The organism is Collinsella sp. LCP19S3_B11 (assembly GCF_052121915.1).
Classification (GTDB): domain Bacteria; phylum Actinomycetota; class Coriobacteriia; order Coriobacteriales; family Coriobacteriaceae; genus Collinsella.
Genome location: NZ_JBQKDI010000006.1, coordinates 46,501 through 70,786, shown reverse-complemented (window position 1 = coordinate 70,786; position 24,286 = coordinate 46,501). Strand labels below are relative to the sequence as shown.

The window sequence follows — 24,286 nt, the reverse complement described above, 5'->3', positions numbered from 1 at the left end:
ATAGCTAAAATAGCCCCGTCCCAAATTGACTGCTCCCGATGTGGAGCGAGCCGGCATCCGAAAGCAGCTAAAAAGCCCCGTCCCAGAAAGACTGGTCGCAGAAAGACGCGCTAGTCGTGAAGGACGGCGCCGAGGAAGTCGGCGTCAAAGGGCACGGCTTCGGCAAAGGCATAGTTCCCGTCGCTGGCGATGAGCAGGTAGTTTTCCTCGCCGCCGAACTCTGTATCGCCACAGGGGACCACCCAGGCGTGGGCGAATACCTCGAGTGCCGTGGCAGCGCAGTCGCGCAGGAACGTTACATCGCTCCCCTCGTTTGCGCTCACGATATTGGCAACGTAGATACCCCCGGGGTTCAGGCTGCCCCGCACTAAACGCAACGCCTCAACCGTCGCCAGCTCGCCTACGGGCTCGGCACCGCCAAAGCAATCGCTCACGACCACGTCGTAGCGACGATGGCCCACACTCGTCACACCCAGATACGAGCGAGCCTCAGCGGTTATCACCCGCAGGCGATCGCCCGCCGCGCGCTCTAGCTCGTCTAGGTAGAACCAGCGGCGCGCCAGGCGCGTGATCTCTCCGTCATACTCGATAACGTCCATGCGCAGGCCCTCGTGCGACATCAGCGCAAATTTGGGATAGGCAAACCCGCCGCCACCTAGCATAAGCATACGGCTGATACCGTGACCATAAACGTCACGCATCGCATCCTCGGCCTCAAACACGTCGTCAAACGCGCGATAATACGCAAAGACGGGCTCCGCCCAGCGCTCGCCGACGTAACTCGCGCTTTGGTAGACACTGCCTTGCACCAATACGCGGACTTCATCGCCGCCCTCATCGTGCACGCGTTTCACACGCGCCAATCCATTGCGGGTTCGCGCGACCTGCAGGCAGGCAGCGCGAACGGCGACGGCAGCCGCGCCCAGCGCCGCGGCTCCCAGAGCAACGCCGGCAACAACGCCGGCAGAAACACTCGGCTTGTTCATCTAGAGCTCCTTTTGCAGGTAAAGGCCATGGTCATAAAATCCAAGATGGCGATAGTACTCGCGCGTGCCAATCGCGCTAATCACGTTGATGCGCGCATACCCCGCATCCCGGGCAATCTCGCACGCACGCTCTACGAGCAAACGCCCCAACCCGTGATGCTGCGCCGCCTGGCCCTGGTCGCCCACGCGCGCCGCCATGCCGTACACGTGCACCTCGCGAATCATCGCCTCGTCCGGCATCGTCGGCAACTCGTCCGCATGCGCGGCAACAAACGAATGGTCGGGCAGCGACAGGCGCAAAAAGCCCGCAATCTTGCCCTGCGGCGTCACCCACTGCAAAAAGCGCTCGTGCGTCACCGGCGTCTCGTACGCCACATCCTCGTCAAGGGTCAGCTCATCCAAGTCGGCACCCGCCGTGCTGATCTCGCGATAGCGAATCTCACGCACCGTCACACCGTCGCCCCGAGCAGCCAGGCGGTTCTCGACGAGCTGACGCAGGTTGGGCTTCTTGTTGCCCACCATAATGTCGTCGGAGCTAAAATCGCGGATCATGCGGCTGATACGGCAGAACGACGGCGTCACCACGATGTCATCGGCTAGCACGTCGAGCAGCTCCTCCTCGGTATAGGGGCGCCACTCGCCGCGCTCGTAGCAGCCCACCAGACGCGAGCCCTCGATGAGCGCGCACGGGTAGACCTTGACCTCGTCGGGCATAAAGGCCCCCTCGGTCATAAAGCGCTCGTAGTCGCGCTTGTCCCCCTCGGGCGTGGCGCCCAGCAGGTTGAGCATAAAATGCGCATGGATCTTAAAGCCAAACAGGCGCGCAAGCGAAAACGCCCGCTCGATTTGGCCCACCGAAATGCGACGCTCGTTGATATCGAGCAGGTGCTGGTCGAGGCTCTGGATGCCCATCTGGATCTTGGTGCAGCCCAGGCGGCGGATGAGCGTAAGCGCCTGCGGCGTTACGGCATCGGGGCGCGTCTCGATAACGAGTCCCACCACGCGATGCTTCGCCGTCTCATTGATGTGCTGCTGACGCTCGAGCTCCTCCATCGTTGCCGTCTGCCACTCGGCGACCTCGCCCCATGGCGTACCGGGGCCGTACAAACGACGCACCGCACGGTTATAGCCGCCCACGGCAGCATCCACACGCTCCTGCTCGTCGGCAACGCCGGCAGCGAGCGTGGCCTCGTCTATCGCAATGCCGGCAGCCCGATAGCGCTCGCGACGCTCCGCCACCACCGGCGGCAGCGCATCGGCGGGTGCATCGTCGAGCAGACGCCCCGCCTCGGCACGGCTGATGCCCGGACGCGCCAACATGGGGTTGGCAGCCACACCAGCCACGGCATCGTCATTGAGCGCACGGAAGAGCTCCGACATAAACCACGTCTGATACCCTTGCGGATAGTCGCTCCAGGTACCACCGAGCACAATGAGCTCAATCTTATCGGTCGCATGCCCCATCTGCGAAAGCGCGGTCAGACGAGCGCTCACCTGCAGATACGGATCAAAGCAGTTTTGCTCAGCACGGGCGCACGCGGGCTCGGCATGCAAATAGCTTTTGGGCATACGCAGGTCGTTGGGGCAAAACAGGCAATCGCCCGAGCACGGCCACGGCTTGGTGATGACGGTAATGGTCGCCACGCCCGAGGCCGTGCGGCGCGGCTTCATGCGTAGCACCTGCAGCAGTTGACGCTCTAGCTCGGCATCGACATTCCACCCAGCCCAACGAGCCGGCTCCTCACGTTTAACCCGCTGGTAGAACGGCAGCAGACGGCGCTTGGCCAAATCGCGTTTGTCGGCACCCTCACGGCGCGCCTCGGCATGTATCAGCTTGACGAGCGCCTTGTCGTCCACGGTCTCGCCGCGACGCAGGGCTTTAAGTATGTTCAAGATAATCTGTTCCATGCCCCCATTGTAAAGGCAAAGGCGCCGAAGCCCGTCGCGGCTCCGGCGCCTCCATCAAAGAGCACGCCTATATGTACCGATCTCCGAAAACCGCGTGTCACTCCGGATCAAACGACATGTCACCCGAACCGACCTCAAAACGATACGTGGCAGACTTATCGCCGTTATCGAATTCAAGATTCAAAATGGTCTCGCCGTCGTAGCCAAGCGGAAGGAAATCGCTCTCGAAGTCGCCGCTGCCCAAGGTGACGCTCGCCTTAAAGCCCGTCGAGTTCGGAACCGTCATCTCCACATCGCCCGAGCCCACACTCACGTCCATCGACTTCGCGGGGGCCTGGTAAAGCTCGAACGTCACATCGCCCGAACCGACCTCAGCGCTGAGCGCATCGGTCACGCTGCCCGAAAACTCTACATCTCCCGCACCCAGGAAAAGGTCGAAACCATCACAGATGACACCGGCAATCTGCAGATCACCCGAGCCCACGTGCGCGTTGACTCCCTTCAGATGTTCGGCAACACGGCGTGGCAGCTCAACCGTAACTGAGCGATCGATTGCCTTACCGTCATCACTTCCAAACTGGGAAACCTTGAGCGTCGAGTCCTCGACGGATGCGATGTTTTGCGTCGCGGCCTTGGAGGCATCCATACCCTCGGCAACGCGCCCCCGCTCTATAACGCGAGCCTTGTTGCCATCAACAACCTTGACGTCCACCGAAGCCGCATTGATATCGAAATCGAGGTAGCGGAACTCATCGGCATCAAAAGTCGCACTCGAAAGTTGCTGAGGCCGAGCGGAATAGTTACCACCATCCAAAAGATCGTCCTCGTCAAACATATCGTCAAAATCAGACAAATGGCCAGATAGAATACCGGTCGTACGCACCATATCGGAATGAGCCAATAGCCGCGAAACGCCAAACACAAGCCCGATAATCAGCACAAACGCTCCGACGCCAACGCCCAAGCGTACCTTGGATTCATGCGAAAGCTTCATCATTCATCACCCTCTTTGGCAATCGGCTCAGCGGTAGTCGCGCTAGCCACGTCAGTATCAACCGCAGCGGAAACATTCCGAGCCCTAGCCGTCACCGGTGCCGGACCAACCTGAATATCCCCGCGTGCCCAATCGCCATCGAGCGCACGCGCCACCCAGTGATAGATGGGAATCGTAAAGAAGATGAGCGCAACAAAGGGGCCGGCACCAAACGGGAACATCAGCAAAAAGAACAGTAGCCAGCACACGGCCCAATACGGGAACGACTGGAACGGGCCCTTCGCTCGAGTCGAGCCAACTGCGCCGCCACTCGTCGCCTGCGCCGTAGCGGCGTTGGCGGCCTGCGCACTCCAGCTTGCCGCTTGTGCCGCCTTGGCCGCAGCATCACTCGCCTGCGTTGCCGCCTCGGTGGCGCGTGCCGCCGCCTCATGGGTGCGGGCGCGCTCTGCCGCCTCGGCCTCGCGCTGACGGGCGCGGTCCTCGTTCTCAAACTCGATATCGTCCTCGATCTCATCGCTCGGATTGAGCAGCTCGTCCAGGATCACGCCATAGAGTTTGGCGAGCGAGATCAGGTTCTCGGTATCGGGCGAGCTCTCCGCGCGCTCCCATTTACTGACCGCCTGGCGCGACAGCCCCAGCTTTCGCGCCAGCCCTTCTTGGCTAAAGCCTTTGCTGCGGCGAAGGTCGGCGAGCCGCTGCGCAGTTTCTACATTCATGGTTCCTCCTATGTGATGCCAGCCGTGCCGCCGGACCGTTTTTGTTCTTAAGGCGCCTTGCACAGTTAAAAATCTATCCGCCACCGCCAAAAGCATGCCACCTATTCTAGTGAGATTTTTGACAACCGGCGGTTGCGGGTGCATATGAGCTGCGGAAATGTGTCCAAACAAAGCAATGACACGTAGCTTGGTTGTCCCCGTTGCGGCGTTAACGGTAGTATGGTCGTACTGTTAATTCCGCACCGCCAACGGAGGGAGTCCCGCGCCGTGAACCGCGATTTCGCCTCATCGCTCATCCAGCTCAACAACACGTTCTATCGCGAGCACTCCGCCTCCTTTTCCGATACGCGTCAGGCCCCGTGGCCCGGCTGGGTACGCACCATGGATATCGCGGACGAGCAGCTCGACGTCGCCACAATCGAGCATCCCGTCCGCGTCTTCGATCTCGCCTGCGGCAATATGCGATTCGAGAACTTTGCCGCCGGCGGCGCACTTGCCGCCAAGGGCATCGACGACGCAAACTCCTCGGCAGATGCCAGCTGCCCGTTTGAGTTCTATGGCGTCGACTCTTGCCAAGACCTGGCCATCGATGCGCACGGTCACGCCCTGCGCATTCCCAACCTGCACTTCCAGGAACTCGACGTGCTCGACGCCCTCATGAAGCTCAACCCCGCCGAGACACCCGACGCGCTTTTCGACGCCCCGCTCGCCGACATCTCGGTCTGTTTTGGCTTTATGCACCACGTGCCGTCGTGCGAGTACCGCGTACGCGTGCTCGACGCCCTGGTGCGCCAGACGCGCCCGGGCGGCATCATCGCCATTAGCTTTTGGGAGTTTATGAACGACGAGCGCATGGCGCGCAAGGCCGTTCGAGCCGAGGCCCGCGCCGAGCTCACCCCGCCGTTTGAGGGTTACGATTCAGCGCAGTTTGAAGCCGGCGACCACCTCATTGGCTGGCAAAACGACCGCCACGCCTACCGCTATTGCCACCACTTTGACGATCAGCAGATCACCGACCTGGTGCGCGGCGTTCGTACGTTCTACAAGAGCGGCGAGGTTCCCGTACGCGAACTTGAGCGCTTCCATGCCGACGGTCGCAGTGGCGAGCTCAACCGCTACGTAATCCTCAAGCGCCTGTAGGCACCGACGACTCGCCGTCGAGCCGCACCGCATCTTTCGGGCAAGCTATGCCTACCCTTTTTTCAACCCATTGACGGAACGCGCAGCTATGCGTTCCATACTTTTGACCAAGGAGCCTCATGGGAGCCGTCCACGTTCGCACGCCTAAGAACTTTGTGCTCGAAGAGCGCCTGGAGCGCTACGCCGATGCGATTGAGACGAACCCTGAAATCTATGCCGGAGATTGGCGCGAGGCCTGTGCGCCCGCAGGCAGCAAGTCTTTCGAACACCTTCACCTGGATCTTGGCTGCGGCAAGGGGACGTACCTTGTAGAGCGCGCGGCCCACGAGCCAAACACGCTCTTTATCGGCATGGACCAGGAGCCCATCTGCATCGCCTATGCCGCACAGAAAATCTGCGAGCAGGCACTGACCAACGCACTCGTCCTGCCCCGAGGCGCCGCATCGTTGCCGCAGCTGTTTGCCACAGGCGAGCTCGATGCCATCACCATCAACTTTCCCACGCCGCAGCCTAAGGCCAAGTACGCCAAAAAACGACTCGTCCATGTCGACCATCTGATGCTCTACCGCCCGCTTTTTTCAGCCGGCGCCACCGTCACGCTGCGCACCGACAGCAAGCCATTGCGCGACTACGCCCTGGGGCAGTTTGCCGCGGCCGGCTACGACACACTTTGGGTAAGTGACGACGTTCGCCGCGACCATCCCGAGCATCCCGAGACCGAATACGAGCGCCGCACGCGCGAGATGGGTGCCGCCGTCTATGGCATTTGCGCCACTCCCGACGCGCTGCCCAGCGACGAACAGCTCACGGCGGGCCGCGCGCAGGAGCAAAGCCTTGCGTGCTACCTGCCCGACAATCTCGATGAGCTCACCTACGTGCCCCTCGGCATGGAAGAGGCCGTCGAGAACTTTAAAAACCGCGCCCGCAAGGGCAAGAAGCGCTTACCGCAGGAGTCCCAGGGGCCTCTGATGGTCGCGGCTTCGGCAAACAAGCGCAAATAGGCGCCAGCAAACGACCCTCAAATCTAAGTGAGTAGACTTTTTTGCAATAGCCAAGCACAACCCGCATAACCAATACTAAAACCGCAGGTAGAGCCTTTGCGCAAAAGCCATGTGCTCGCGATATTGCAAAAAGTCTACTCACTTAGTTGGCAACTGCACCAAACAGCTGGGCAGAACGCCCATTTCCTGCATTTTCTTGCCTGCGAAAGCATCGATGCGACGCTACGCCATAATAGTTGGCGGACAATCGCGAGAGAAAGCAAACACATGGCACAGACCACGACAGATACCGCCGCCAGCACCGTCTCCGGTGCCGGCGCCGCCAGCTCGTTCTCGGGCGGCACGGGAACCGAAGCCGAGTTTGGCTCGCTCGGCGCGCTCTCTCCCACCTGGTGGGAGCCCGAGGACGGCAGCGAGCCCGAACCATGGCTCACGCCCGATCAGGCCTTCGAACGCTTCTTTGAATGGACGAGCGACCGTGGCATTGAGCTGTGGGATCACCAAGAAGAGGCCCTCATGGACCTGGCCGCCGGCGATCACGTCATTTTAGGCACACCGACCGGATCGGGTAAATCGCTCGTCGCGCTGGGCATGCTCTTTATGGGCATGGCTCAGGGCAAGCGCTGCTATTACACGGCCCCCATCAAAGCCCTGGTCAGCGAAAAGTTCTTCGACCTGGTACAGGTACTCGGCCGCGATAACGTCGGCATGATCACCGGCGATACGCATATCAATACCAAGGCGCCCGTCATCTGCTGCACGGCCGAAATCCTTGCCAACGATGCGCTGCGCAAGGGCGAGGGCGCCGACGTGGGCTGCGTGGCCATGGACGAGTTCCACTACTTTGCCGACCCCGATCGCGGTTGGGCCTGGCAGGTACCGCTGCTCACCCTGCCCCACACGCAGTTTATGCTCATGAGCGCCACGCTCGGCGATGTCACCGCCATCGCCGCCTCGCTCGAGGAGCACACCGGCGCTGCTTGCGACTTGGTTGTCGATGCCCCGCGTCCTGTTCCGCTGAGCTACGACTATGTGACGACCTCCCTCGAGGGCACGGTCGAGCTCGCCATGCGCCGTGGCGAGGCCCCGCTCTATATCGTGCACTTTAGCCAGGATGCCGCCCTTGCGACGGCACAGTCGCTCGCCAATTTTGGCATCGCCAGCAAGGAGCAGCGCGAAGCCATCAAAGAAGCGGCAAAGGGAACGAGCTTCTCCACGGCCTTTGGCAAGATTCTCAAGCGCCTGCTTGGATGCGGCGTCGGCGTGCACCATGCTGGCATGTTGCCGCGCTATCGCCTGCTGGTCGAGCGCCTGGCGCAGCAGGGCCTACTGCCCGTCATTTGCGGCACCGACACGCTCGGCGTCGGCATCAACGTACCCATCCACACCGTGGTGCTCACCGCGCTCACCAAGTTCGATGGTTACAAAATGCGTCGCCTGCGCGCCCGCGAGTTCCATCAAATTGCCGGTCGCGCCGGTCGCTCGGGCTTCGATACCGAGGGCATGGTAATCGCCGAGGCACCCGAGCACGAGATCGAGAATGCCAAGCTTATGGCCAAGGCGGGCGACGACCCCAAAAAACTCCGTAAGATTAAAAAGAAAAAGGCGCCCGAGGGCTTTGTCTCATGGAACAAGCAAACTTTTGAGCACCTGATCGAGACGCAACCCGAAACACTCAAGCCACGCCTGCGCATCACGCACTCTATGGTGATTAGTGTGGTCGAGCAGGGCGGCAATGCCCGAGCCCGCGTACACGACCTCATCGAGACAAGCCTGCAGACCCCCGAAGAAAAGGCCAAGCTTGAGGTTCGCGCCGACGAGATCTTCGCCACGCTCATCGACTCCGGCGTCGTCGTGCGCACCGAGGTGCCGCCCGCACCCGACGCTCCGGCTGACGCCGCGCCGGACATCGACTACGCGCTGACGGTCGACCTGCCCGAGGACTTTGCGCTCGACCAGCCGCTCTCGCCGTTTTTGCTTGCCGCGCTGGAGCTGCTCGACCCCGAAAGTGAGACCTATACCATGGACCTCATCTCGATGGTCGAGGCCACGCTCGAGGACCCCAAGCAGGTATTGCGCGCACAGGAGCGCGCCGCACGCGATCGAGCTATGGCCGAGATGAAGGCCGACGGCATCGAGTATGAGGAACGCTTGGAGCGCATTCAAGACGTCACGTACGAAAAGCCGCTCGAGGATTTGCTCGACGCCGCTTTTGACAAGTACTGCCAGGAAGTGCCCTGGGCAAACGACTACCAGCTCTCTCCCAAGAGTGTCCTGCGCGATATGCTGGAAAGCGCGAGCGATTTTAAGGGTTACATTCAAAAGCTCGGCATCGCCCGCTCCGAGGGCATTTTGCTTCGCTACCTGGCAGAGGCCTACCGTTCGCTCGACCGCACCGTACCCATCGAGAAACGCGACGAGCACCTGCGCGACATTATCTCGTGGCTGGGCTTTGTGGTGCGCTCGGTGGACTCGAGCCTGGTGGACGAGTGGGAGAACGCCGGCAACCCGGCAGCCCTCGATGCCGTGCCGCCACAGGGCATCGACGAGGTCGTGGCGGACCGCCGCGGCTGCACGCTGCTGGTGCGCAATGCGCTCTTCCGCCGCGTGACCCTTGCCGCCCGTGAGCACGTTCGCGACCTGGGCGAGCTCGACGACGACTGGGGCATGAGCGAGATCCGCTGGCAAAAGGCCCTCGATGCCTACCATGAGCTGCACGAGGAAATCCTCACCGACGGAGATGCCCGCAGCGCCGCGATGATTTCCATCGATGAGTCCGACGAGAAGACCGCGCACGTATGGCACGTGCACCAGATCTTTGCCGACGAGGACGGCGACCACGACTTTGGCATCATGGGCGATGTCGATCTGGACGCCACGCAAGACGGCGGTGAAGTCATCTTCAAAAACTACCGCGTCGGCTTTATCGAAGACCTGCTCGAGGACTAGTCGAACATATTGGAACGAAACGAAGCGGGGCCGTTGGCAATATCGCCAGCGGCCCCGTTTTTGCACTATACGCTATGCCTTACTCGGTATCCTCGACCTCATACGAATCCGCCTCGGCTGGCTCATCGTTTGTCTCTGGCGCAGCCCCGCGCGCCTCGTCAAACGCCGCCTTCATGGTCTTGTTGCCCCACGTGAGCTTGCGAATGGTAAGATCATCGGCCTTCTTGTTGGCTAGGCGCAGATTGTTCTCGGAGGACAGCAATGCCTCCTTGGTTTTCTGCAGATGGCCAATCGTCTTGTCGATCTCATCGATTGCCGTTTGGAACTTGCGACTCGCGATCTCGTAGTTGCGACCGAAATCATTCTTGAACTTCTCCATCTTGGCTTCGAAGTTCGTGACGTCGATATTCTGCTGTTTGTACTCCGCTAGCTCCTGCTTATAGCGCAGTGAGCCCATGGCGGCGTTGCGAAGGAGCGTGATCATGGGAATGAAAAACTGCGGGCGAATCACGTACATCTTCTCGTAGCGATAGCTCACGTCGACTATCCCTACGTTATAGAGCTCGCTCTCGGGCTCGAGCAGCGTGCAGAGCACCGCGTACTCACAGCCTTTCTGGCGACGGTCGTGATCGAGTTTCTTAAAGAAGTCCTCGTTTTTATGCTTGGTCGCGGTCTCGTCGTTTTCGTTTTTCATCTCGAACATAATCGAAATGACCTCGTTGCCGCTCGCGTCGCACTCGCGGAAGATAAAGTCGCCCTTGGTACCCTCGGACGCATCGTTATCCTTCTCGAAGTACGCGTTGGGAAATGCCGTCATGCGCAGACGGTTAAACTCGGTTTCGCAATGCTGCTCGAGCGACTCGCCCACCATCTTGGTGGACAGACGGACCTTCATGTCCTTAAGGCGCTCGATCTCTTCATCCTTGTAGCGAATCAGGTCATCGCTCGCGCGCTTGGCCTGCGCAAGCTCGAGCTCGTGTGCCGCCTTGGCCTGTTCCTCGCGAGAATCGCGCACCGCCAGCTCGCTCGTCAGTTTGGCACGCGCCTCATCGCGCTCTCGCTCCGCCGCGGCGACCGCCTTCGACAGCTCCATTTTTGCAGAAAGTTCTTGCTCACGAAGCTGTGCACGAAGGCCCTCGGCCTCGCGCTCAGACTGAGCCTTTGCGGCGGAAAACTTCTCTTGTACCTTCGCGCGATAGTCAGCAAGCGCGCGCTCGGCCTCGCTGCGAGCGGCATCGAGCTCACGCTGCGACTCTGCCGCGGCAGCGGCAAGCGCCATCTCCTGGGCCTTGTCCGCCGCGGCAAGCCTGGCCTGCAGCTCGGCAATCTGAGCATCACGTGCAGCTAAATCGTTTTGAGCGGCATTGCGCGCCGCCGACTCGACGAGCTTGGCTTCGTCATCTTTGCGCTCCAGCTGCGCACGCAAATTGTCGATCTCGCGCTGGAGTTCGGCATTCTCCTTTTGAGCGTTGGCTCGTGCCTCTACCGCCGCGCGCTGGCTTGCACTCTCGCGCTCTGCGGCAGCGCCCTCGAGCTTGGCGCGCAGCTCGGCGAGCTCAGCATCGCGCTTGGCAACCTCTTGTGCCAGCTGTTGAGCTGCAGCGTTCTTCTGCTCGGTAAGCTGAGCGTTGCGCTGGGACTCTGCCTTTTGCAAGGCAGCCATCGAACGCGAGCGCTCAAGCTCCAGCGCTTGCTCGCCCTCGCGCTGGACCGCCTTCACACGCTCATCCAGGTCGCGAGAAAACTCGGCATCGCGCACTTGCTTGACGATATCCGCATAGCCGGACGCGTCGACCTTAAAAACTTCGCCACAATGCGGGCACTTGATCTCGTTCATAGCAGCTCCTCGCTGGACGCAAATATCAACCGCCTACACTCTACCGCGCCACACGGACAAAAAAGGCGCCGCCGCCATAATGGCAACGGCGCCAGAACCGCCACAAAGGTGCCCGTCCCCTTTGTGGCGGTTTGTATGACGGTTCGAGAATTACAGTCCAAAGAAGCCTAGGATTTGGTCACGGCTTACGGGCTTGTACTCGTTGGCATCGAGGCCGACATCGTAGCGAAAGGTAGGACGTTCGCGATCGCGGTTGCGCGCATTGGTGCGGTCTCCCCTGCTGTGGATATGCCCGTGCAGCATGATGGCGCCACGTGCCTTGCCATTCCAGCTGAGCATGGGGTAGTGGCTCATAACCAGACGATGACCCTTGGCATAGCCGGGGGCAATCTCCAGGTAATCACGCACGTCTTCCCAAATCTGCGGCACGTCGGGATCTTCCCAGTCGCCGTCATGGTTACCACGGATGAGCGTCACGTTCTGGCATTCAATGCGTTTACGCAGGCGCACCGCCTCCGCCAGGGGCAAACGATAGGTAAAGTCACCCAGAATATAGAGGCGGTCATCCGCAGCCACGCACTCATTGATGGCATCGATGACCTTGCGGTTCATCTCCTCAACCGAGCCAAACGGTCGGTCCATGTCGTGCAAGATATTCGTGTCGCCCAGGTGCAGGTCGGCGGTAAACCACATCATCGTCTCAGTCCTCATTTCGCAACGCGTCCAACTCGTGCTAAGTATACAGACGCAGCGATGCGACAGTTACCCAAAGAGCCCGCCAAACAGTCCGCGACGGCGCTTGTCTTTCTTTTTCGACGCATCACCCTGAGTTTTCTTGTCCTGTCGCATCTTACGGTCCTGCTCCAGCTCATCGTCGTCGAGTAGCATATCCCACTCAAACGAATCGTCCGTCAAATCGAACAGGTCATCGTCATCAAACATGGCAGCCTCCCTTACCGATTAGCGGGCATCCACCACATAGAGGCCAACGCGCACCTGGTGCCACGGGCTACGCTCGGGGGCAACCTGCTGCACGCGGGCCTCAAATACGTCCTCATGGCCGTAATACATCATCAAGGACAGCGGACCGACCTCGTTTCCCGGAACATAGCCAAGCTTGGTGTTGCCGTAGTAGATCGCAACCGCCTCGGGATCATGGGGATTATCGCGCTCGGCGCACAGCGTCAGTTTATCGCCCGCCTTAAGATCGCCCAGGACCAAAGCGCCGTCGGCATACTGAAATCCCGCAATGTGAAACGACAGAAGAACACGTGAAGGCTCGTACATAGCAACTCCCCTAACGGCCGGATAAAACGGCGCTTAACCTTATTGAGAAGTCTACGGGTCCGTGCGGACACAAATTCATCCTGCCTGCGTCTTTTCGACCGTTTGTCCCTACGCCATCTGATTTTAATGCACAAACATGCGCACGAATTTGTGCTTCCAGTTTGCGTAAGGGGCATAGCGAAATGGCACGTCCAGCCACGTTGCCTTGTTCACGATGCTCTTCTTGTGGCTAAACGTATTGAAGCTCTCGCGTCCATGGTACTGCCCCATACCGCTCGCTCCCATGCCGCCAAAGCCCATATGGCTCGTAGCCAGGTGCATGATCGTGTCGTTGACGCAACCGCCACCAAAGGGCACGTAACGCACAAAGCGCTGCTGAACCTCACGGTCCTGGCTAAAGATATACAGGGCCAGCGGCGTCGGACGATCCGTAATAAACGTCTCGGCCTCGTCTAGGCTCTCAAACGTCAGCACCGGCAAGATGGGACCGAAAATCTCCTCCTGCATCACGGCGTCATCGGGGGCCACGCCGTCCAAAATTGTCGGCTCAATCTTGAGCGAAGCCTCGCGCGCAGCACCTCCAAGCACGACCTTATCGGGATCGATCAGCCCATGCACGCGCGCAAAATGCTTGGCATTGACGATATGCCCGTAATCCTCGTTGTCGAGCGGATGCTCGCCAAACATACGGCGCGCCTCTTCCTTGATGAGGCCCAGCAACTCGTCGTGCACACGCGTATCGACCAGCAGGTAGTCGGGCGCCACACAGGTCTGCCCCACGTTGAGCCATTTACCAAAGGCGATACGCCGTGCCGCAACCTTCAAGTTTGCCGTCGCATCCACGATGCAGGGACTCTTTCCACCCAGCTCAAGCGTCACGGGCGTAAGGTTTTTACTTGCGCGCTCCATGACGAGCTTGCCGACCGGAACGCTACCGGTAAAGAAGATCTTGTCCCAGCACTCATCGAGCAGCGCTTCGTTCTCGGCGCGCCCGCCCTCGACAACTGTCACCAGGCACGGATCAAATGCCTCTTCGCAGATCTGCTTGAGCACCGCACTCGATGCCGGAGCATAGGCGCTCGGCTTGATGACCACAGTATTGCCCGCGGCAAGGGCGCCGGCGAGCGGCTCGAGCGTTAGTAAAAACGGGTAGTTCCACGGGGCCATGATGAGCGTGACGCCATAGGGCACGGCTTGCGTTTTGCACACACTCACGGCGTTGGCAAGGTCGCACGGACGCAGGCGCGGACGACTCCATCGAGCCACATGTGCGATCTGATGACGAATCTCGGAAAGCGACGTGCCGATCTCGCACATATACGCCTCGTCATGCGACTTTCCCAAATCGGTCTTGAGCGCATGGGCAATATCGGCCTCGTGGGCCCGCACCGCATCGCGTAAACTCACGAGCGCACGACGTCGAGCATCGACATCAAACGTGGCGTGCGTCTTAAAGTAGACGCGCTGGTCTCCGACGATGCGCGCAATTTCCTCGGTGTTCATGGACCCTCCTAGTTCTCGCCCTCAAACATACCACCCGCGACGACCTCGTACATGCGCATCAGCTCCAAACGGTCCTTCAAAAGTGGAACGGGGTACAGCGGATTGGCCTCGGCATCGGCATGCGCCGCCATCTCGGGAATGTCAGAGCGGCGAATGCCCGTCACATATTTGGGAATGTCCAAGGCGGCGTTCATTCGATCGACCCAATCGATAAAGGCCTCGACGGGATGTGTCAGGGCGCCCATGCCCGTCTGCCCCGTAATGGAGGCGAGCAGACCGCGCGTAAACTCGGGGTCGTGCACCGCAAAGCGCGGGATAAGCACAAAGTCGTTAATGGGGTACTTGTAGTGCGTCTCGTCATCGGTGATAACCGCCGCGAGCGCAACTTCGCTTCCCGTACCGGCGGTAGTGGGAACCGCAATAAGCAGCGGCAGGAGACGGTGGACGCGCAGCAGACCGCGCATCTTGTTGATGGGCTTGTTTGGCTGTGCGATGCGTGCTCCCACGCCCTTGGCACAGTCCATGGCCGAGCCACCGCCAAAGCCGATAATGGCCTGGCATGCACTCTCTCAGCATGCTCCAGAATGCGTGGCTCGGTATAGGGCAGCACCGGCAATGCGATGCGAAAAAACCGTTTGATACGTTCGGCACCAGGCGCAGCGGGCTAGATGCATAAAGGAAACTCCCTCATTTGTTGATTGGTCAACATTTGTTCGACCGATTCTACTCATCGGAGGTCGCAGGCGGCCTGCCAATCGTTAATCAATCAACATCTTCATATCTCAAAATTGTTTTATCAAAAATCATTCCTAATAGGCTTCACATTTTGTTGCATTTATGGATAATAGAACTCGTCAAGACGCACGTCCGGAGAGGGCCCTTACGGGATCGGACAAGCGCCCCATCGCCATCCATCGAAAGGATCGAATCATGAAATTTGTTTGCCCCGTTTGCGGTTATGTGGAAGAGTTCGACGGCGACCAGCTGCCCGAGGATTTTAAGTGCCCCCAGTGCGGCGTTCCCGGTTCTCGTTTCCTGAAGCAGGAGGAGGGCAAGCTCGAGTGGGCTGCCGAGCACGTCGTGGGCGTCGCCAAGATGGAGGGCGTCTCCGAGGACATCGTTGCCGACCTGCGCGCCAACTTTGAGGGCGAGTGCTCTGAGGTCGGTATGTACCTGGCCATGGCTCGCGTCGCCCATCGCGAGGGCTATCCCGAGATCGGCCTATACTGGGAGAAGGCTGCCCACGAGGAGGCCGAGCACGCCGCCAAGTTCGCCGAGCTCCTGGGCGAGGTCGTGACCGACTCCACCAAGAAGAACCTCGAGATGCGCGTTGAGGCCGAGAACGGCGCCACCGCCGGCAAGACCGATCTTGCCAAGCGTGCCAAGGCCGCTGGCCTCGATGCCATCCACGATACCGTGCACGAGATGGCTCGCGACGAGGCCCGCCACGGCAAGGCTTTCGCCGGCCTGCTCAAGCGCTACTTTGGCTAAGCCAACCGCCTGAGAGATAATCTCTAACTTTAAAGGGCCCGGACCGCATGGTTCGGGCCTTTTTTCGTGTCTCATAAACTCGTTAACGCCCTGAAATAGGGCCACCTTCGGCATCGACTTCTCGTCAAAAACTAAGTGAGTAGACTTTTTGGAACTTGCCGAGCAGACCATCCATATTGCTCTATAAAGCCGCAGGTAAATGACTTGTTGCAAAACGGCCCGGTCGCCATCACGCCAAAAGTCTACTCACTTAGATCCGCGCTGTCCACGATCGAGCTGTTTTGTGTCCAATGGACATCTTTCCGTCGATTACTCCCAATTTTGTCCAGTCAACGAATAGTTCAGACCGGAGTAATGCCTCAGCCCTTTGCTCATCCAAGCTTTTATCACGATATTCAACATCGAGCATCCTGCATACGGCCTTAACGATCGCACGGAATCTATCCTCATCGGATATCTGTCCGTGTGTCAGGAGAAGCACATCGTAGTCCATGGCTTGAAGTGCCGTCATGCGGTCAGCGTCACGCAAGCCATCCCCCGCGCGCCCGTGCGAGGCCTTTCCCTGGCATTCAATGGCCACCTGCCGCCTCCCGTCCGGCGAGGAAAGAAGTAGGTCGATATATACGCGGGTCTTTCCTACAATCGCTCGAGCACTTGTGCTTAGCATCACTTTGACATTGAGCTCTATGCCGCAAAACCCTTCACCTCCCAGGGCTCGCGGCAGTCCAAGCAACAAATACGCCTCGACCTCAAAAGGCGAAGCGGCACCCAATGGAACGAGATGCGATACCGCCATAAATCGATTGCCGTAACGCATCCCGCAAACATCTGAACAAAAACGGTCAAGGTCCCCATCCAAAACCAAAGCGTCGCGACGCCATAAATTTGAGGCGGTGCCGCCCTCGGACGGGCAGCGCACCCAACCCAACGTTGTCGAAATCGCACCCGAATCAATTGCATGCGAAAGCTCCACCTCAAGTGGCGCCGGCAGGGCGCATACCGCAAACAAGCCGCACATCTCCGCCAATACCAGAAGAAGTTGGAGATCCGTCAGATGTCGCGACATGATAAATGCCGTTAGTAGAGGAGACGTGACCAAAAATCCATGCTCCGTTTCCAGCACGGATTCCCTGGGGAGTTCACCAAGAAACAGCCGCTGCCTAATGTTGGCAGGGCAAGTCCGTTTGTTTCTCGTCCGAACCAATGTATACAACGGAAAACCGAGCGCGACCGCAGCCGTCGGGTTGCGGACGAGGTCATATCGCTGCCGGTCTTCATCCGGCCGCGGAAGCGGAGGACACAAAGCGCGGACTTGAGGGGGCAAACGCCAGTACCTAAAAGCCGATATGTCACAAAGTAGATCCTTCATAGGCACAGGAAAGCACGAATTTCAACCCAGTCGGTCTCTCATTGGCGCGAACGCACCAAAAATGGCGCCGAACGAACTGCAAAGTTTTCAACAGCCCTCCCCAACTGGCCAAAAGCTTACCGAGAACTGGACGAAGCCCTGTTGAAAACCCCCTTTTTTTCTCATGCGGAAGCTTTGCGCGGCAAGTGAGTAGACTTTTTGGAACATCCCGAGCAGACCGATGATCCCACTTCTCAAAACCACAGGTAGATAGCTTGTTACAAAACTGTCTGGTCGCCAAAGTGCCAAAAGTCTACTCACTTAGGTTACAGAGTGCCCCATTAGCTGCGATTCCAGGGTATTAAGCACCTCCGGACTCAGGTCGTCATACTGGACAAGAATTTGAGTTGAGTTTTCAGGGACAGATGCGCCATCGGCACACCAATAACAGTTACTGATATCGATAAAAGGGATGCTCGAGCGCGTGAGGGCCTGCGCAAAAGAGCTTCCGCCCGTTCCCCGCTCCGCAACCACGGTGCAGTAAAGACCTGCGTCTGCATGCTCGATCGAAACCTCTCCTGCTGGAAACGCATTCCGTACAAGCGCCACCAGGCCATCACGCGCCTCACGAGCACGAACGCGCACGCGGTTCACATGTCGCTCGTAATCACCCGATTCCAGCAAACGAGCCAAAGCGACTTGGTCGACAGAGCTCACCGACGAGGCGTAGAAACCAAGGTTGCACCTAAACCGCTCCATCAGCTCATCGGGCAACACCATGTACGCTAGACGCAACGCCGATGAAAGGCTCTTCGAAAACGTGTTGGTGTAGATGACCGATTGAGCGGCATCGATCGAAGCAAGCGCGGGAATCGGCTTGCCGGCCAGACGAAACTCGCAATCAAAGTCATCTTCGATGAGATATCGACCTGGTCGCTCGGCGGCCCAGCTCAGCAGCGCATAGCGACGCGCAATGCTCGTCACAAGGCCGGTCGGATACTGATGGGACGGCATCAGGTGAAGGACATCGGTCCCCGTTTTCTGCAGAGCGCTCAAGTCTACGCCCTCATCATCCAACGGGATATGTCGAACTTTGCAACCCATAGCCTGATAGATGCGCGTCAGGCGCAAATAGCCCGGGTCCTCAACGGCATACACCTTGTCGGCGCCAAGCAACTGAACCAACATGGTATCGAGCAGCTGGGCGCCCGCACCGATAACAACGTTGTTGGGGTCGACATTCATGCCCCTTGTCCCGCGCAGATGGTGGGCAATTGCGCGTCGTAGCCGAGTGGTGCCCTGTGCCGGCGCGGTCGAAAAGATTTCGCGCTCGTCTTCGGATGCCAGTGTCGCCCGCAGCGCGCTTTGCCAAAGCCGCGCCGCCTCCAAAGCAGAAGGAGAAAGTGCATCGAATCGCTCGACCTGTCCGTTGACATCATGCGCGCCGGAACCCGCAGAGACGGCATCCCGGTCGATGCCCTCTGCAGCCGAAGCCAAAACCGGTGCATCCGGAAGCTCGCAAGCGTAGTAGCCACGACGCGGCATTGAGCAAATATAGCCCTCGGCAAGTAACTGGCTATATGCATTCTCGATGGTAATGACACTGATTCCCAGATGATTGGCAAAGGCGCGCTTAGACGGAAGATGCTCCCCCGCCGCAATGCGTCCAGCAACGATATCATCTCGAATTTGCTGGTAAATATACTCATAGAGCGATGCTTCGCCGCGTTTTTCCAAATTGTAGTCAAGCATGAGTTTATCACCTGACCTTATTGAGTCATTCAATCTGGTATTAGTCTGGCCTTATTATTATCTCTAAAACTGAGTATTTCGCCATACCCAGCTCCCCGATAGGATGTTCCGTCAAGCAATGCACATGCCAACCAAGGGAGCAACCATGGCAGAACAGACCAGCAAGGCAGATCGCGTCAAACTCAATCGCGAGCTCGCGCAGATGCTCAAGGGCGGCGTCATCATGGACGTCACCACGCCCGAGCAGGCACGCATCGCCGAAGAGGCGGGCGCCTGCGCCGTCATGGCACTCGAGCGCATCCCGGCCGACATCCGTGCCGCAGGCGGCGTCTCACGCATGAGCGACCCCAAGATGATCAAGGGTATCCAAGAGGCCGTCTCCATCCCCGTTATGGCCAAGTGCCGCATCGGCCACATTGTCGAGGCGCAGGTCCTGCAGGCCATCGAGATCGATTACATCGACGAGTCCGAGGTTCTCTCCCCTGCCGACGACGTCTATCACATCGACAAGACCCAGTTTGACGTGCCGTTTGTCTGCGGCGCCCGCGATCTGGGCGAGGCGCTGCGCCGTGTTGCCGAGGGCGCCACGATGATTCGCACCAAGGGTGAGCCGGGTACGGGCGATGTCGTCCAGGCCGTGCGTCACATGCGCAAGATCCAAAAGCAGATCCGCGACGTTGTTGCCCTGCGCGATGACGAGCTCTTTGAGGCAGCCAAGCAACTGCAAGTTCCGGTCGAGCTGGTGCGCGAGGTCCACGCCACGGGCAAGCTTCCCGTCGTGAACTTTGCCGCCGGCGGCGTAGCGACCCCCGCCGACGCCGCGCTGATGATGCAGCTGGGCGCCGAGGGCGTCTTTGTGGGATCGGGCATCTTTAAGAGCGGCAACCCGGCCAAGCGCGCCGCCGCCATCGTCAAGGCCGTGGCAAACTTCACCGATGCCAAACTCATCGCCGAGCTTTCGGAGGACCTGGGCGAGGCCATGGTGGGCATCAACGCCGACGAGATCGAGATTATCATGGAAGAGCGCGGGCGCTAGTCCAGCAGAAAGGATCGCCCATGAGCGATTATGCAGACCAAACGGTCGCCGTGCTGGCGGTCCAAGGCGCTTTTGCCGAGCACGAAGCAAGACTATCCGAGCTGGGCGCACACTGTATTGAGCTGAGGCAGGCGGCCGATTTGCAGCAGAACTTTGACCGTCTGGTACTTCCCGGCGGCGAGTCCACCGTTCAGGGCAAGCTACTTGCCGAACTCGATATGCTCGAAGATCTTCGTACCCGCATTGTTGAAGGCATGCCTGTACTGGGAACTTGTGCCGGTCTGATTCTGTTGGCGCGCGACCTTGCCGCCCACGATGACAAGGGAACACCGCGCTTGGCAACCATGGATATACTCGTTGAGCGCAATGCCTATGGCAGGCAGCTCGGCAGTTTTCGCACCAAGAGGCAGGTAGACGGTATCGACGGTGAAGTGCCGTTAACGTTTATCCGCGCACCCCGCATCGTCGAGGTGCACGGCAATACCAAGGCCCTAGCCGAAGTCGATGGCCGCATCGTCGCCGCCCGTCAAGACAATCAGCTCGGCGTCACCTTCCACCCCGAGCTCGACGACGACACCCGCCTCCACGAGCTCTTCCTCCAAATGTAGGCAGAAAACAAACGAACGTGGATTTTCGGACGCATAGCAAATGAGAGTGGAAATCTCCCACTTTGAGCTTGGATGCAGGCTCAAACCGGGAGATTATCCACTCTCATACTATGTAGTCGTTGGGGACGTTCTCAACGACTACATTGCGAGAGACGGCCACGTTTGCCCAGATAATACCGACCAAAATAAACCTGTCCCTTTTTGGCAGGTTTGGATCAAGGCAACGCCGATGTTTTGGCAACGACAGCAAAAACCCGCTAGACCGAGCAGGGCGCCTTGAAACAAGGCGGCATTGACCTTTTGGTCATGCCGCCGAAGTTGAAAGGCAGATTGCCGCTCTGGCGGGCTTGCAGCGTCGGCCCGTTACGGCGTTTGGTAAAACGCCGTAACTAAAAACGGTTGCCGCGGAAGCCACCGCCGTTGCGGCCGCCACGGTCGCCGCCTCGACCGCCGCGGTCGCCGCCACGGTTGCCGCCGAAGCCGCCGCGGTTGCCACCGCGGTCGCCATAGCCACCACGGTTGCCGCCAAAGCCGCCGCGACCGCCACGATCGCCGCCACGGTCACCAAAGCCGCCACGGCCACCGCGACCACCACGGTCGCCGCCACGGCCACCGCGGTCGCCAAAGCCGCCGCGACCGCCACGGTCGCCGCCACGGCCACCACGGTCGTCACGGCCGCCGCGAGGACCGCGATCCTCGTCCAGACCCATGGCGACGAGCGGAGCGATAACCTTATCGAGCGCAGCCATCAGCTCGGTGGCCTCCACGTAAGAAAGCTCGGGCAGGAGCTTCTCCTTCTTGTTGGCAAGCTCGACCAGGCCCTCAGCGGCATCCTCGGCAGCGAAGACGACGATCTTGCGCATATCGCCCTCGGCGTTGTCGATGCGGCCGACCAGATCGGCAGCCTCGGCCTCGGCCATCAGGCCATCGAGCTCACGAAGGCGCATGCCCAGCAGGTCGGACATTTCCTTCTGCTCCATCTTGGGCTTGAGGTCAAGGAGCTTGATGGCGCGCTCGATGTTCGCCATACGCTCGGCCTTGGCCTCCTCCTCCTTGGAAATAGCAAAGCGACGGCTACGCAGCAGGCGGGCGGCCTTCTGCATCTTGTCCATCAGCTCTTCGTCATCGTAATCAACGGCGGCCTCGACAACCTCGGCCTCCTCCTCGGCGGAAACCTCGTCAGCAGCCTCAACCTCGGTAGCTTCGGTCTCCACGGTCTCGACTGCCTCGACCTCGGCAGCCATGGTCTCGTTCTCGGTCTCGTTCATGATCTTTTCGTTCTCGGACATGAGACTCCTTCTTGGCCCTCTCGGGCATCATCGCCCCATTCGCGGGGCCCGTCGCGCACTCTTTGCGCTTTAAACATTCATGCCTCTCGGCAAAACGTCCATTAGTTTATGGTGTCGCCATCCAATCTAGCTGCAGAATCTATATGCACACATTAATGCGACATGTCGCGGTATCATGGCCTGAACCAAACGTGTCCACCTTAAGGAGCCCGCCATGATTAAGCCCATCATGAAATCCGAGTTCTTTTTGCGCCTGCCTTCCAAAGACGCAGGGCCCGACGATGCCGTGATCGGGCAGGACCTCCTGGATACGTTCCACGAGCATGAGCACGAGTGCGTGGGGCTCGCCGCCAACATGATCGGCGTGCGCAAACGCATCATCTGCGTAAAGGACGGCAACAGGACGCTCCTGATGTACAACCCTCAAATTCTTGAGCAGGTCAATGCCTATCAGACCAGCGAAGGATGCCTCTCGCTGATCGGCGAGCGTCCCTGCACCCGCTATCGTCGCATTAAGGTGGAGTATTTGGACGAGAACTTCGTCCACCGCATCAAAAACTTCTCGGGCTACACCGCCGAGATCATCCAGCACGAAATCGACCACTGCAACGGCGTCGTTATATAGTTCCGCGAGTCAAGGAAAATGATCTGTTTTCCTCCGTCCCCTTTGGATCATGGTAACGACGCAAGCTGAGCACACGACAGCGAGCGAGCCGCATTTGCGCCAAGGTGACGTGAAATGAGAGGGCGCTGACCTTCTGGTCGCGCCCTCGAAATTGAACGTCAGATTGGCGTGAATGCGGCTCGCGTAGCGTCAAGCGGTCCGCCGTTCGGTAGAACGGCGGAACCAATTAGGACTGGCGGTAGTGATCAAAGAAATCGGCGAGGTCTTCGAGCGACTCTTTGAGCACTTCCATGCGCGGCAGGTACACGATGCGGAAGTGATCGGGCTCAGCCCAGTTGAAGCCGCCGCCACGCGTGATGAGGATCTTCTTCTCGTGCAGCAGGTCGAGGGCAAACTGCTCGTCATCGGTGATGTTGAACTTTTTAACATCCATCTTGGGGAAGATATAAAATGCCGCGCGCGGCTTGACCACCGAGATGCCGTCGATCTTGCTGAGCGCCTCATACACAAAGTTGCGCTGCTCGTAGACACGACCGCCGGGGCGGATGTAGTCGTTGACCGACTGATGGCCGCCAAGCGCCGTCTGGACGATCGACTGGGCCGGCACATTGGAGCACAGGCGCATGTTGGAGAGCATGTTGATGCCCATGATGAAGTCGCTCATGCAGCGCTGGTTGCCCGAAAGCACCATCCAGCCAATGCGATAGCCCGCGATCATATGCGACTTGGACAGGCCGCTAAACGTAATGCAGGGCAGGTCGGGGGCGAGCGATGCAATGGAGACGTGCTCGTAGCCGTCCATGCACAGGCGGTCATAGATCTCGTCGGCAAAAATCATGAGCTGGTGCCTGCGCGCGATCTCAACGATGCCCTCGAGCACCTCGCGCGGATAGACCGAGCCCGTGGGGTTGTTGGGGTTGATGATGACGAGGGCCTTGGTCGCGCTCGTGATCTTGGACTCCATATCCTGCAGATCGGGATACCAATCGGCCTGCTCATCACACAGATAGTGCACGGGATGTCCACCGGCAAGAGTTGCGCACGCCGTCCACAGCGGATAATCGGGGCTGGGAATCAGAATCTCGTCGCCATTGTCGAGCAGCGCGTTCATCGAAAGCTGAATGAGCTCGGACACGCCGTTGCCCGTGTAGATATGTTCCATCTGAACGTTGGGCAGGCCCTTGATCTGCGAATACTGCATGATCGCCTTGCGCGCAGAGAACAGACCGCGCGAGTTGGAATAGCCTTCGCAGTCGGGCAGCTGCTGGCGCATGTCCTTAATGACCTCATCGGGCGTGCGGAAACCAAAGGGCGCCGGATTACCGATGTTGAGCTTGAGGATGCACTCGCCTTCGTCCTCCATACGGGCTGCCTCGTCGACAACGGGGCCGCGCACGTCATACAGAACGTTCTCGAGTTTGGTGGATTTAGAAAAAGTACGCATGGTGGTGCTCCTTGCAATTTGATCTGAGGGATGGGGTTCGGGCTTGGAAACGTTGTGGGTCGATGATGTCTCGCCTTGATCGGCGTCACCGGCGAGCAGCCAGGTAACATCGACCTCCAAAATGCGGGCGAGTAGCTCTGCCACATCGCGCCGCGGAATCGTCTTGCCGCTCACATATTGGCTCATCTGACTCTTGCCGAGTTTTTTGCCGAGCATCTCCGATGCGCGGATTACGTCCGACTGGCGAACGTCGCGATCGGACATAGCCTGTCGCAGACGATCGCTAAACGTCTCTTGGGTCACAGGAACCTCCTTGCTGGCAAAGTTCAATTTATAGAACACGAATTGAACCAAGGTTCAATTTAGCAAGCA

20 protein-coding genes and 1 pseudogene are annotated in these 24,286 nt (G+C 59.2%); 7 read left to right on the top strand and 14 right to left on the bottom strand.

The features are described 5' to 3' along the window. Positions 1 to 110: 110 nt before the first annotated feature. The 4 genes from ACTQV4_RS04960 to ACTQV4_RS04945 form a co-directional block, all read right to left on the bottom strand. Positions 111 to 986: a spermidine synthase gene (locus ACTQV4_RS04960; RefSeq protein ID WP_441540930.1), complete on the bottom strand. Its 876-nt coding sequence runs from the start codon at positions 984 to 986 to the stop codon at positions 111 to 113. Then, positions 987 to 2,894, bottom strand: coding sequence for an elongator complex protein 3 (locus tag ACTQV4_RS04955; protein ID WP_441540928.1), 1,908 nt, complete (start codon positions 2,892 to 2,894; stop codon positions 987 to 989). 97 nt (positions 2,895 to 2,991) lie between these two features. Continuing rightward, positions 2,992 to 3,888: a DUF4097 family beta strand repeat-containing protein gene (locus ACTQV4_RS04950; RefSeq protein WP_441569408.1), complete on the bottom strand. Its 897-nt coding sequence runs from the start codon at positions 3,886 to 3,888 to the stop codon at positions 2,992 to 2,994. Beyond that, complete coding sequence (locus ACTQV4_RS04945; RefSeq protein ID WP_441569407.1) at positions 3,888 to 4,604, bottom strand: helix-turn-helix domain-containing protein; 717 nt, start codon at positions 4,602 to 4,604, stop codon at positions 3,888 to 3,890. Before ACTQV4_RS04945 ends, ACTQV4_RS04950 begins: the two co-directional genes overlap by 1 nt. A gap of 267 nt (positions 4,605 to 4,871) precedes the next feature. Here ACTQV4_RS04945 and ACTQV4_RS04940 point away from each other — a divergent pair, with 267 nt between their 5' ends. From ACTQV4_RS04940 to ACTQV4_RS04930, 3 genes are all read left to right on the top strand, one after another. After that, the gene (locus ACTQV4_RS04940) at positions 4,872 to 5,744 is read left to right on the top strand and encodes a class I SAM-dependent methyltransferase (protein WP_441569406.1); all 873 of its coding nucleotides are present in this window, start codon (positions 4,872 to 4,874) and stop codon (positions 5,742 to 5,744) included. 119 nt (positions 5,745 to 5,863) lie between these two features. Further along, a complete protein-coding gene (trmB, locus tag ACTQV4_RS04935; protein ID WP_441569405.1) occupies positions 5,864 to 6,745 on the top strand; it encodes a tRNA (guanine(46)-N(7))-methyltransferase TrmB in 882 nt (293 codons plus the stop codon). A gap of 267 nt (positions 6,746 to 7,012) precedes the next feature. Then, positions 7,013 to 9,694, top strand: coding sequence for a DEAD/DEAH box helicase (locus tag ACTQV4_RS04930; RefSeq protein WP_441540922.1), 2,682 nt, complete (start codon positions 7,013 to 7,015; stop codon positions 9,692 to 9,694). A 79-nt stretch (positions 9,695 to 9,773) separates the two neighbouring features. Here the strand turns inward: ACTQV4_RS04930 and ACTQV4_RS04925 are convergent, their stop codons facing one another. From ACTQV4_RS04925 to ACTQV4_RS04900, 6 genes and pseudogenes are all read right to left on the bottom strand, one after another. Further along, entirely contained in the window at positions 9,774 to 11,531 is a 1,758-nt protein-coding gene (locus ACTQV4_RS04925; RefSeq protein ID WP_441540920.1) for a DUF2130 domain-containing protein, read from the bottom strand. Positions 11,532 to 11,681: 150 nt separating this feature from the next. Then, entirely contained in the window at positions 11,682 to 12,242 is a 561-nt protein-coding gene (locus ACTQV4_RS04920) for a metallophosphoesterase (RefSeq protein ID WP_441540919.1), read from the bottom strand. Between the two features lie 51 nt (positions 12,243 to 12,293). Then, entirely contained in the window at positions 12,294 to 12,473 is a 180-nt protein-coding gene (locus ACTQV4_RS04915) for a hypothetical protein (RefSeq protein ID WP_154517096.1), read from the bottom strand. 18 nt (positions 12,474 to 12,491) lie between these two features. Beyond that, positions 12,492 to 12,818, bottom strand: coding sequence for an HIRAN domain-containing protein (locus ACTQV4_RS04910; protein ID WP_117655201.1), 327 nt, complete (start codon positions 12,816 to 12,818; stop codon positions 12,492 to 12,494). 123 nt (positions 12,819 to 12,941) lie between these two features. Then, positions 12,942 to 14,321 carry an aldehyde dehydrogenase gene (locus ACTQV4_RS04905; RefSeq protein ID WP_441540917.1) on the bottom strand — a complete coding sequence of 460 codons (1,380 nt, stop codon included), beginning with the start codon at positions 14,319 to 14,321 and terminating at the stop codon, positions 12,942 to 12,944. A gap of 8 nt (positions 14,322 to 14,329) precedes the next feature. Further along, positions 14,330 to 14,875 (bottom strand): annotated as a pseudogene (locus tag ACTQV4_RS04900) (iron-containing alcohol dehydrogenase); the annotation flags it as partial. Positions 14,876 to 15,251: 376 nt separating this feature from the next. On the opposite strand from ACTQV4_RS04900, the gene ACTQV4_RS04895 reads away from it, so the two are divergent. Further along, positions 15,252 to 15,812: a ferritin family protein gene (locus ACTQV4_RS04895; RefSeq protein WP_154517090.1), complete on the top strand. Its 561-nt coding sequence runs from the start codon at positions 15,252 to 15,254 to the stop codon at positions 15,810 to 15,812. Between the two features lie 250 nt (positions 15,813 to 16,062). Here the strand turns inward: ACTQV4_RS04895 and ACTQV4_RS04890 are convergent, their stop codons facing one another. Together ACTQV4_RS04890 and pdxR are read right to left on the bottom strand one after the other, a co-directional pair. Beyond that, positions 16,063 to 16,935: a hypothetical protein gene (locus ACTQV4_RS04890; protein WP_441540915.1), complete on the bottom strand. Its 873-nt coding sequence runs from the start codon at positions 16,933 to 16,935 to the stop codon at positions 16,063 to 16,065. 546 nt (positions 16,936 to 17,481) lie between these two features. Continuing rightward, positions 17,482 to 18,912, bottom strand: a complete 1,431-nt coding sequence (gene pdxR, locus ACTQV4_RS04885; protein WP_441540913.1) for a MocR-like pyridoxine biosynthesis transcription factor PdxR — start codon at positions 18,910 to 18,912, stop codon at positions 17,482 to 17,484. A gap of 145 nt (positions 18,913 to 19,057) precedes the next feature. Between pdxR and pdxS the strand changes: the two genes are divergently transcribed. Next, positions 19,058 to 19,948: a pyridoxal 5'-phosphate synthase lyase subunit PdxS gene (gene pdxS / locus ACTQV4_RS04880; RefSeq protein ID WP_154517081.1), complete on the top strand. Its 891-nt coding sequence runs from the start codon at positions 19,058 to 19,060 to the stop codon at positions 19,946 to 19,948. Positions 19,949 to 19,968: 20 nt separating this feature from the next. Next, positions 19,969 to 20,556, top strand: coding sequence for a pyridoxal 5'-phosphate synthase glutaminase subunit PdxT (gene pdxT / locus ACTQV4_RS04875; RefSeq protein ID WP_441540911.1), 588 nt, complete (start codon positions 19,969 to 19,971; stop codon positions 20,554 to 20,556). A 389-nt stretch (positions 20,557 to 20,945) separates the two neighbouring features. Here the strand turns inward: pdxT and ACTQV4_RS04870 are convergent, their stop codons facing one another. Then, the gene (locus ACTQV4_RS04870) at positions 20,946 to 21,845 is read right to left on the bottom strand and encodes a hypothetical protein (RefSeq protein WP_441540909.1); all 900 of its coding nucleotides are present in this window, start codon (positions 21,843 to 21,845) and stop codon (positions 20,946 to 20,948) included. Between the two features lie 214 nt (positions 21,846 to 22,059). On the opposite strand from ACTQV4_RS04870, the gene ACTQV4_RS04865 reads away from it, so the two are divergent. Then, positions 22,060 to 22,470, top strand: coding sequence for a peptide deformylase (locus tag ACTQV4_RS04865; protein ID WP_441540907.1), 411 nt, complete (start codon positions 22,060 to 22,062; stop codon positions 22,468 to 22,470). 226 nt (positions 22,471 to 22,696) lie between these two features. Here the strand turns inward: ACTQV4_RS04865 and ACTQV4_RS04860 are convergent, their stop codons facing one another. Beyond that, positions 22,697 to 24,178: an aminotransferase class I/II-fold pyridoxal phosphate-dependent enzyme gene (locus ACTQV4_RS04860; protein ID WP_427747912.1), complete on the bottom strand. Its 1,482-nt coding sequence runs from the start codon at positions 24,176 to 24,178 to the stop codon at positions 22,697 to 22,699. Positions 24,179 to 24,286 lie beyond the last annotated feature (108 nt).

Coding starts and splice junctions, on each gene's coding strand:
- ACTQV4_RS04960 (WP_441540930.1), bottom strand. CDS start 986: ATGAACAAGCCGAGTGTTTCTGCCGGCGTTGTTGCCGGCGTTGCTCTG.
- ACTQV4_RS04955 (WP_441540928.1), bottom strand. CDS start 2,894: ATGGAACAGATTATCTTGAACATACTTAAAGCCCTGCGTCGCGGCGAG.
- ACTQV4_RS04950 (WP_441569408.1), bottom strand. CDS start 3,888: ATGAAGCTTTCGCATGAATCCAAGGTACGCTTGGGCGTTGGCGTCGGA.
- ACTQV4_RS04945 (WP_441569407.1), bottom strand. CDS start 4,604: ATGAATGTAGAAACTGCGCAGCGGCTCGCCGACCTTCGCCGCAGCAAA.
- trmB (WP_441569405.1), top strand. CDS start 5,864: ATGGGAGCCGTCCACGTTCGCACGCCTAAGAACTTTGTGCTCGAAGAG.
- ACTQV4_RS04930 (WP_441540922.1), top strand. CDS start 7,013: ATGGCACAGACCACGACAGATACCGCCGCCAGCACCGTCTCCGGTGCC.
- ACTQV4_RS04925 (WP_441540920.1), bottom strand. CDS start 11,531: ATGAACGAGATCAAGTGCCCGCATTGTGGCGAAGTTTTTAAGGTCGAC.
- ACTQV4_RS04920 (WP_441540919.1), bottom strand. CDS start 12,242: ATGAGGACTGAGACGATGATGTGGTTTACCGCCGACCTGCACCTGGGC.
- ACTQV4_RS04915 (WP_154517096.1), bottom strand. CDS start 12,473: ATGTTTGATGACGATGACCTGTTCGATTTGACGGACGATTCGTTTGAG.
- ACTQV4_RS04910 (WP_117655201.1), bottom strand. CDS start 12,818: ATGTACGAGCCTTCACGTGTTCTTCTGTCGTTTCACATTGCGGGATTT.
- ACTQV4_RS04905 (WP_441540917.1), bottom strand. CDS start 14,321: ATGAACACCGAGGAAATTGCGCGCATCGTCGGAGACCAGCGCGTCTAC.
- ACTQV4_RS04895 (WP_154517090.1), top strand. CDS start 15,252: ATGAAATTTGTTTGCCCCGTTTGCGGTTATGTGGAAGAGTTCGACGGC.
- pdxR (WP_441540913.1), bottom strand. CDS start 18,912: ATGCTTGACTACAATTTGGAAAAACGCGGCGAAGCATCGCTCTATGAG.
- pdxS (WP_154517081.1), top strand. CDS start 19,058: ATGGCAGAACAGACCAGCAAGGCAGATCGCGTCAAACTCAATCGCGAG.
- pdxT (WP_441540911.1), top strand. CDS start 19,969: ATGAGCGATTATGCAGACCAAACGGTCGCCGTGCTGGCGGTCCAAGGC.
- ACTQV4_RS04870 (WP_441540909.1), bottom strand. CDS start 21,845: ATGTCCGAGAACGAAAAGATCATGAACGAGACCGAGAACGAGACCATG.
- ACTQV4_RS04865 (WP_441540907.1), top strand. CDS start 22,060: ATGATTAAGCCCATCATGAAATCCGAGTTCTTTTTGCGCCTGCCTTCC.
- ACTQV4_RS04860 (WP_427747912.1), bottom strand. CDS start 24,178: ATGTCCGATCGCGACGTTCGCCAGTCGGACGTAATCCGCGCATCGGAG.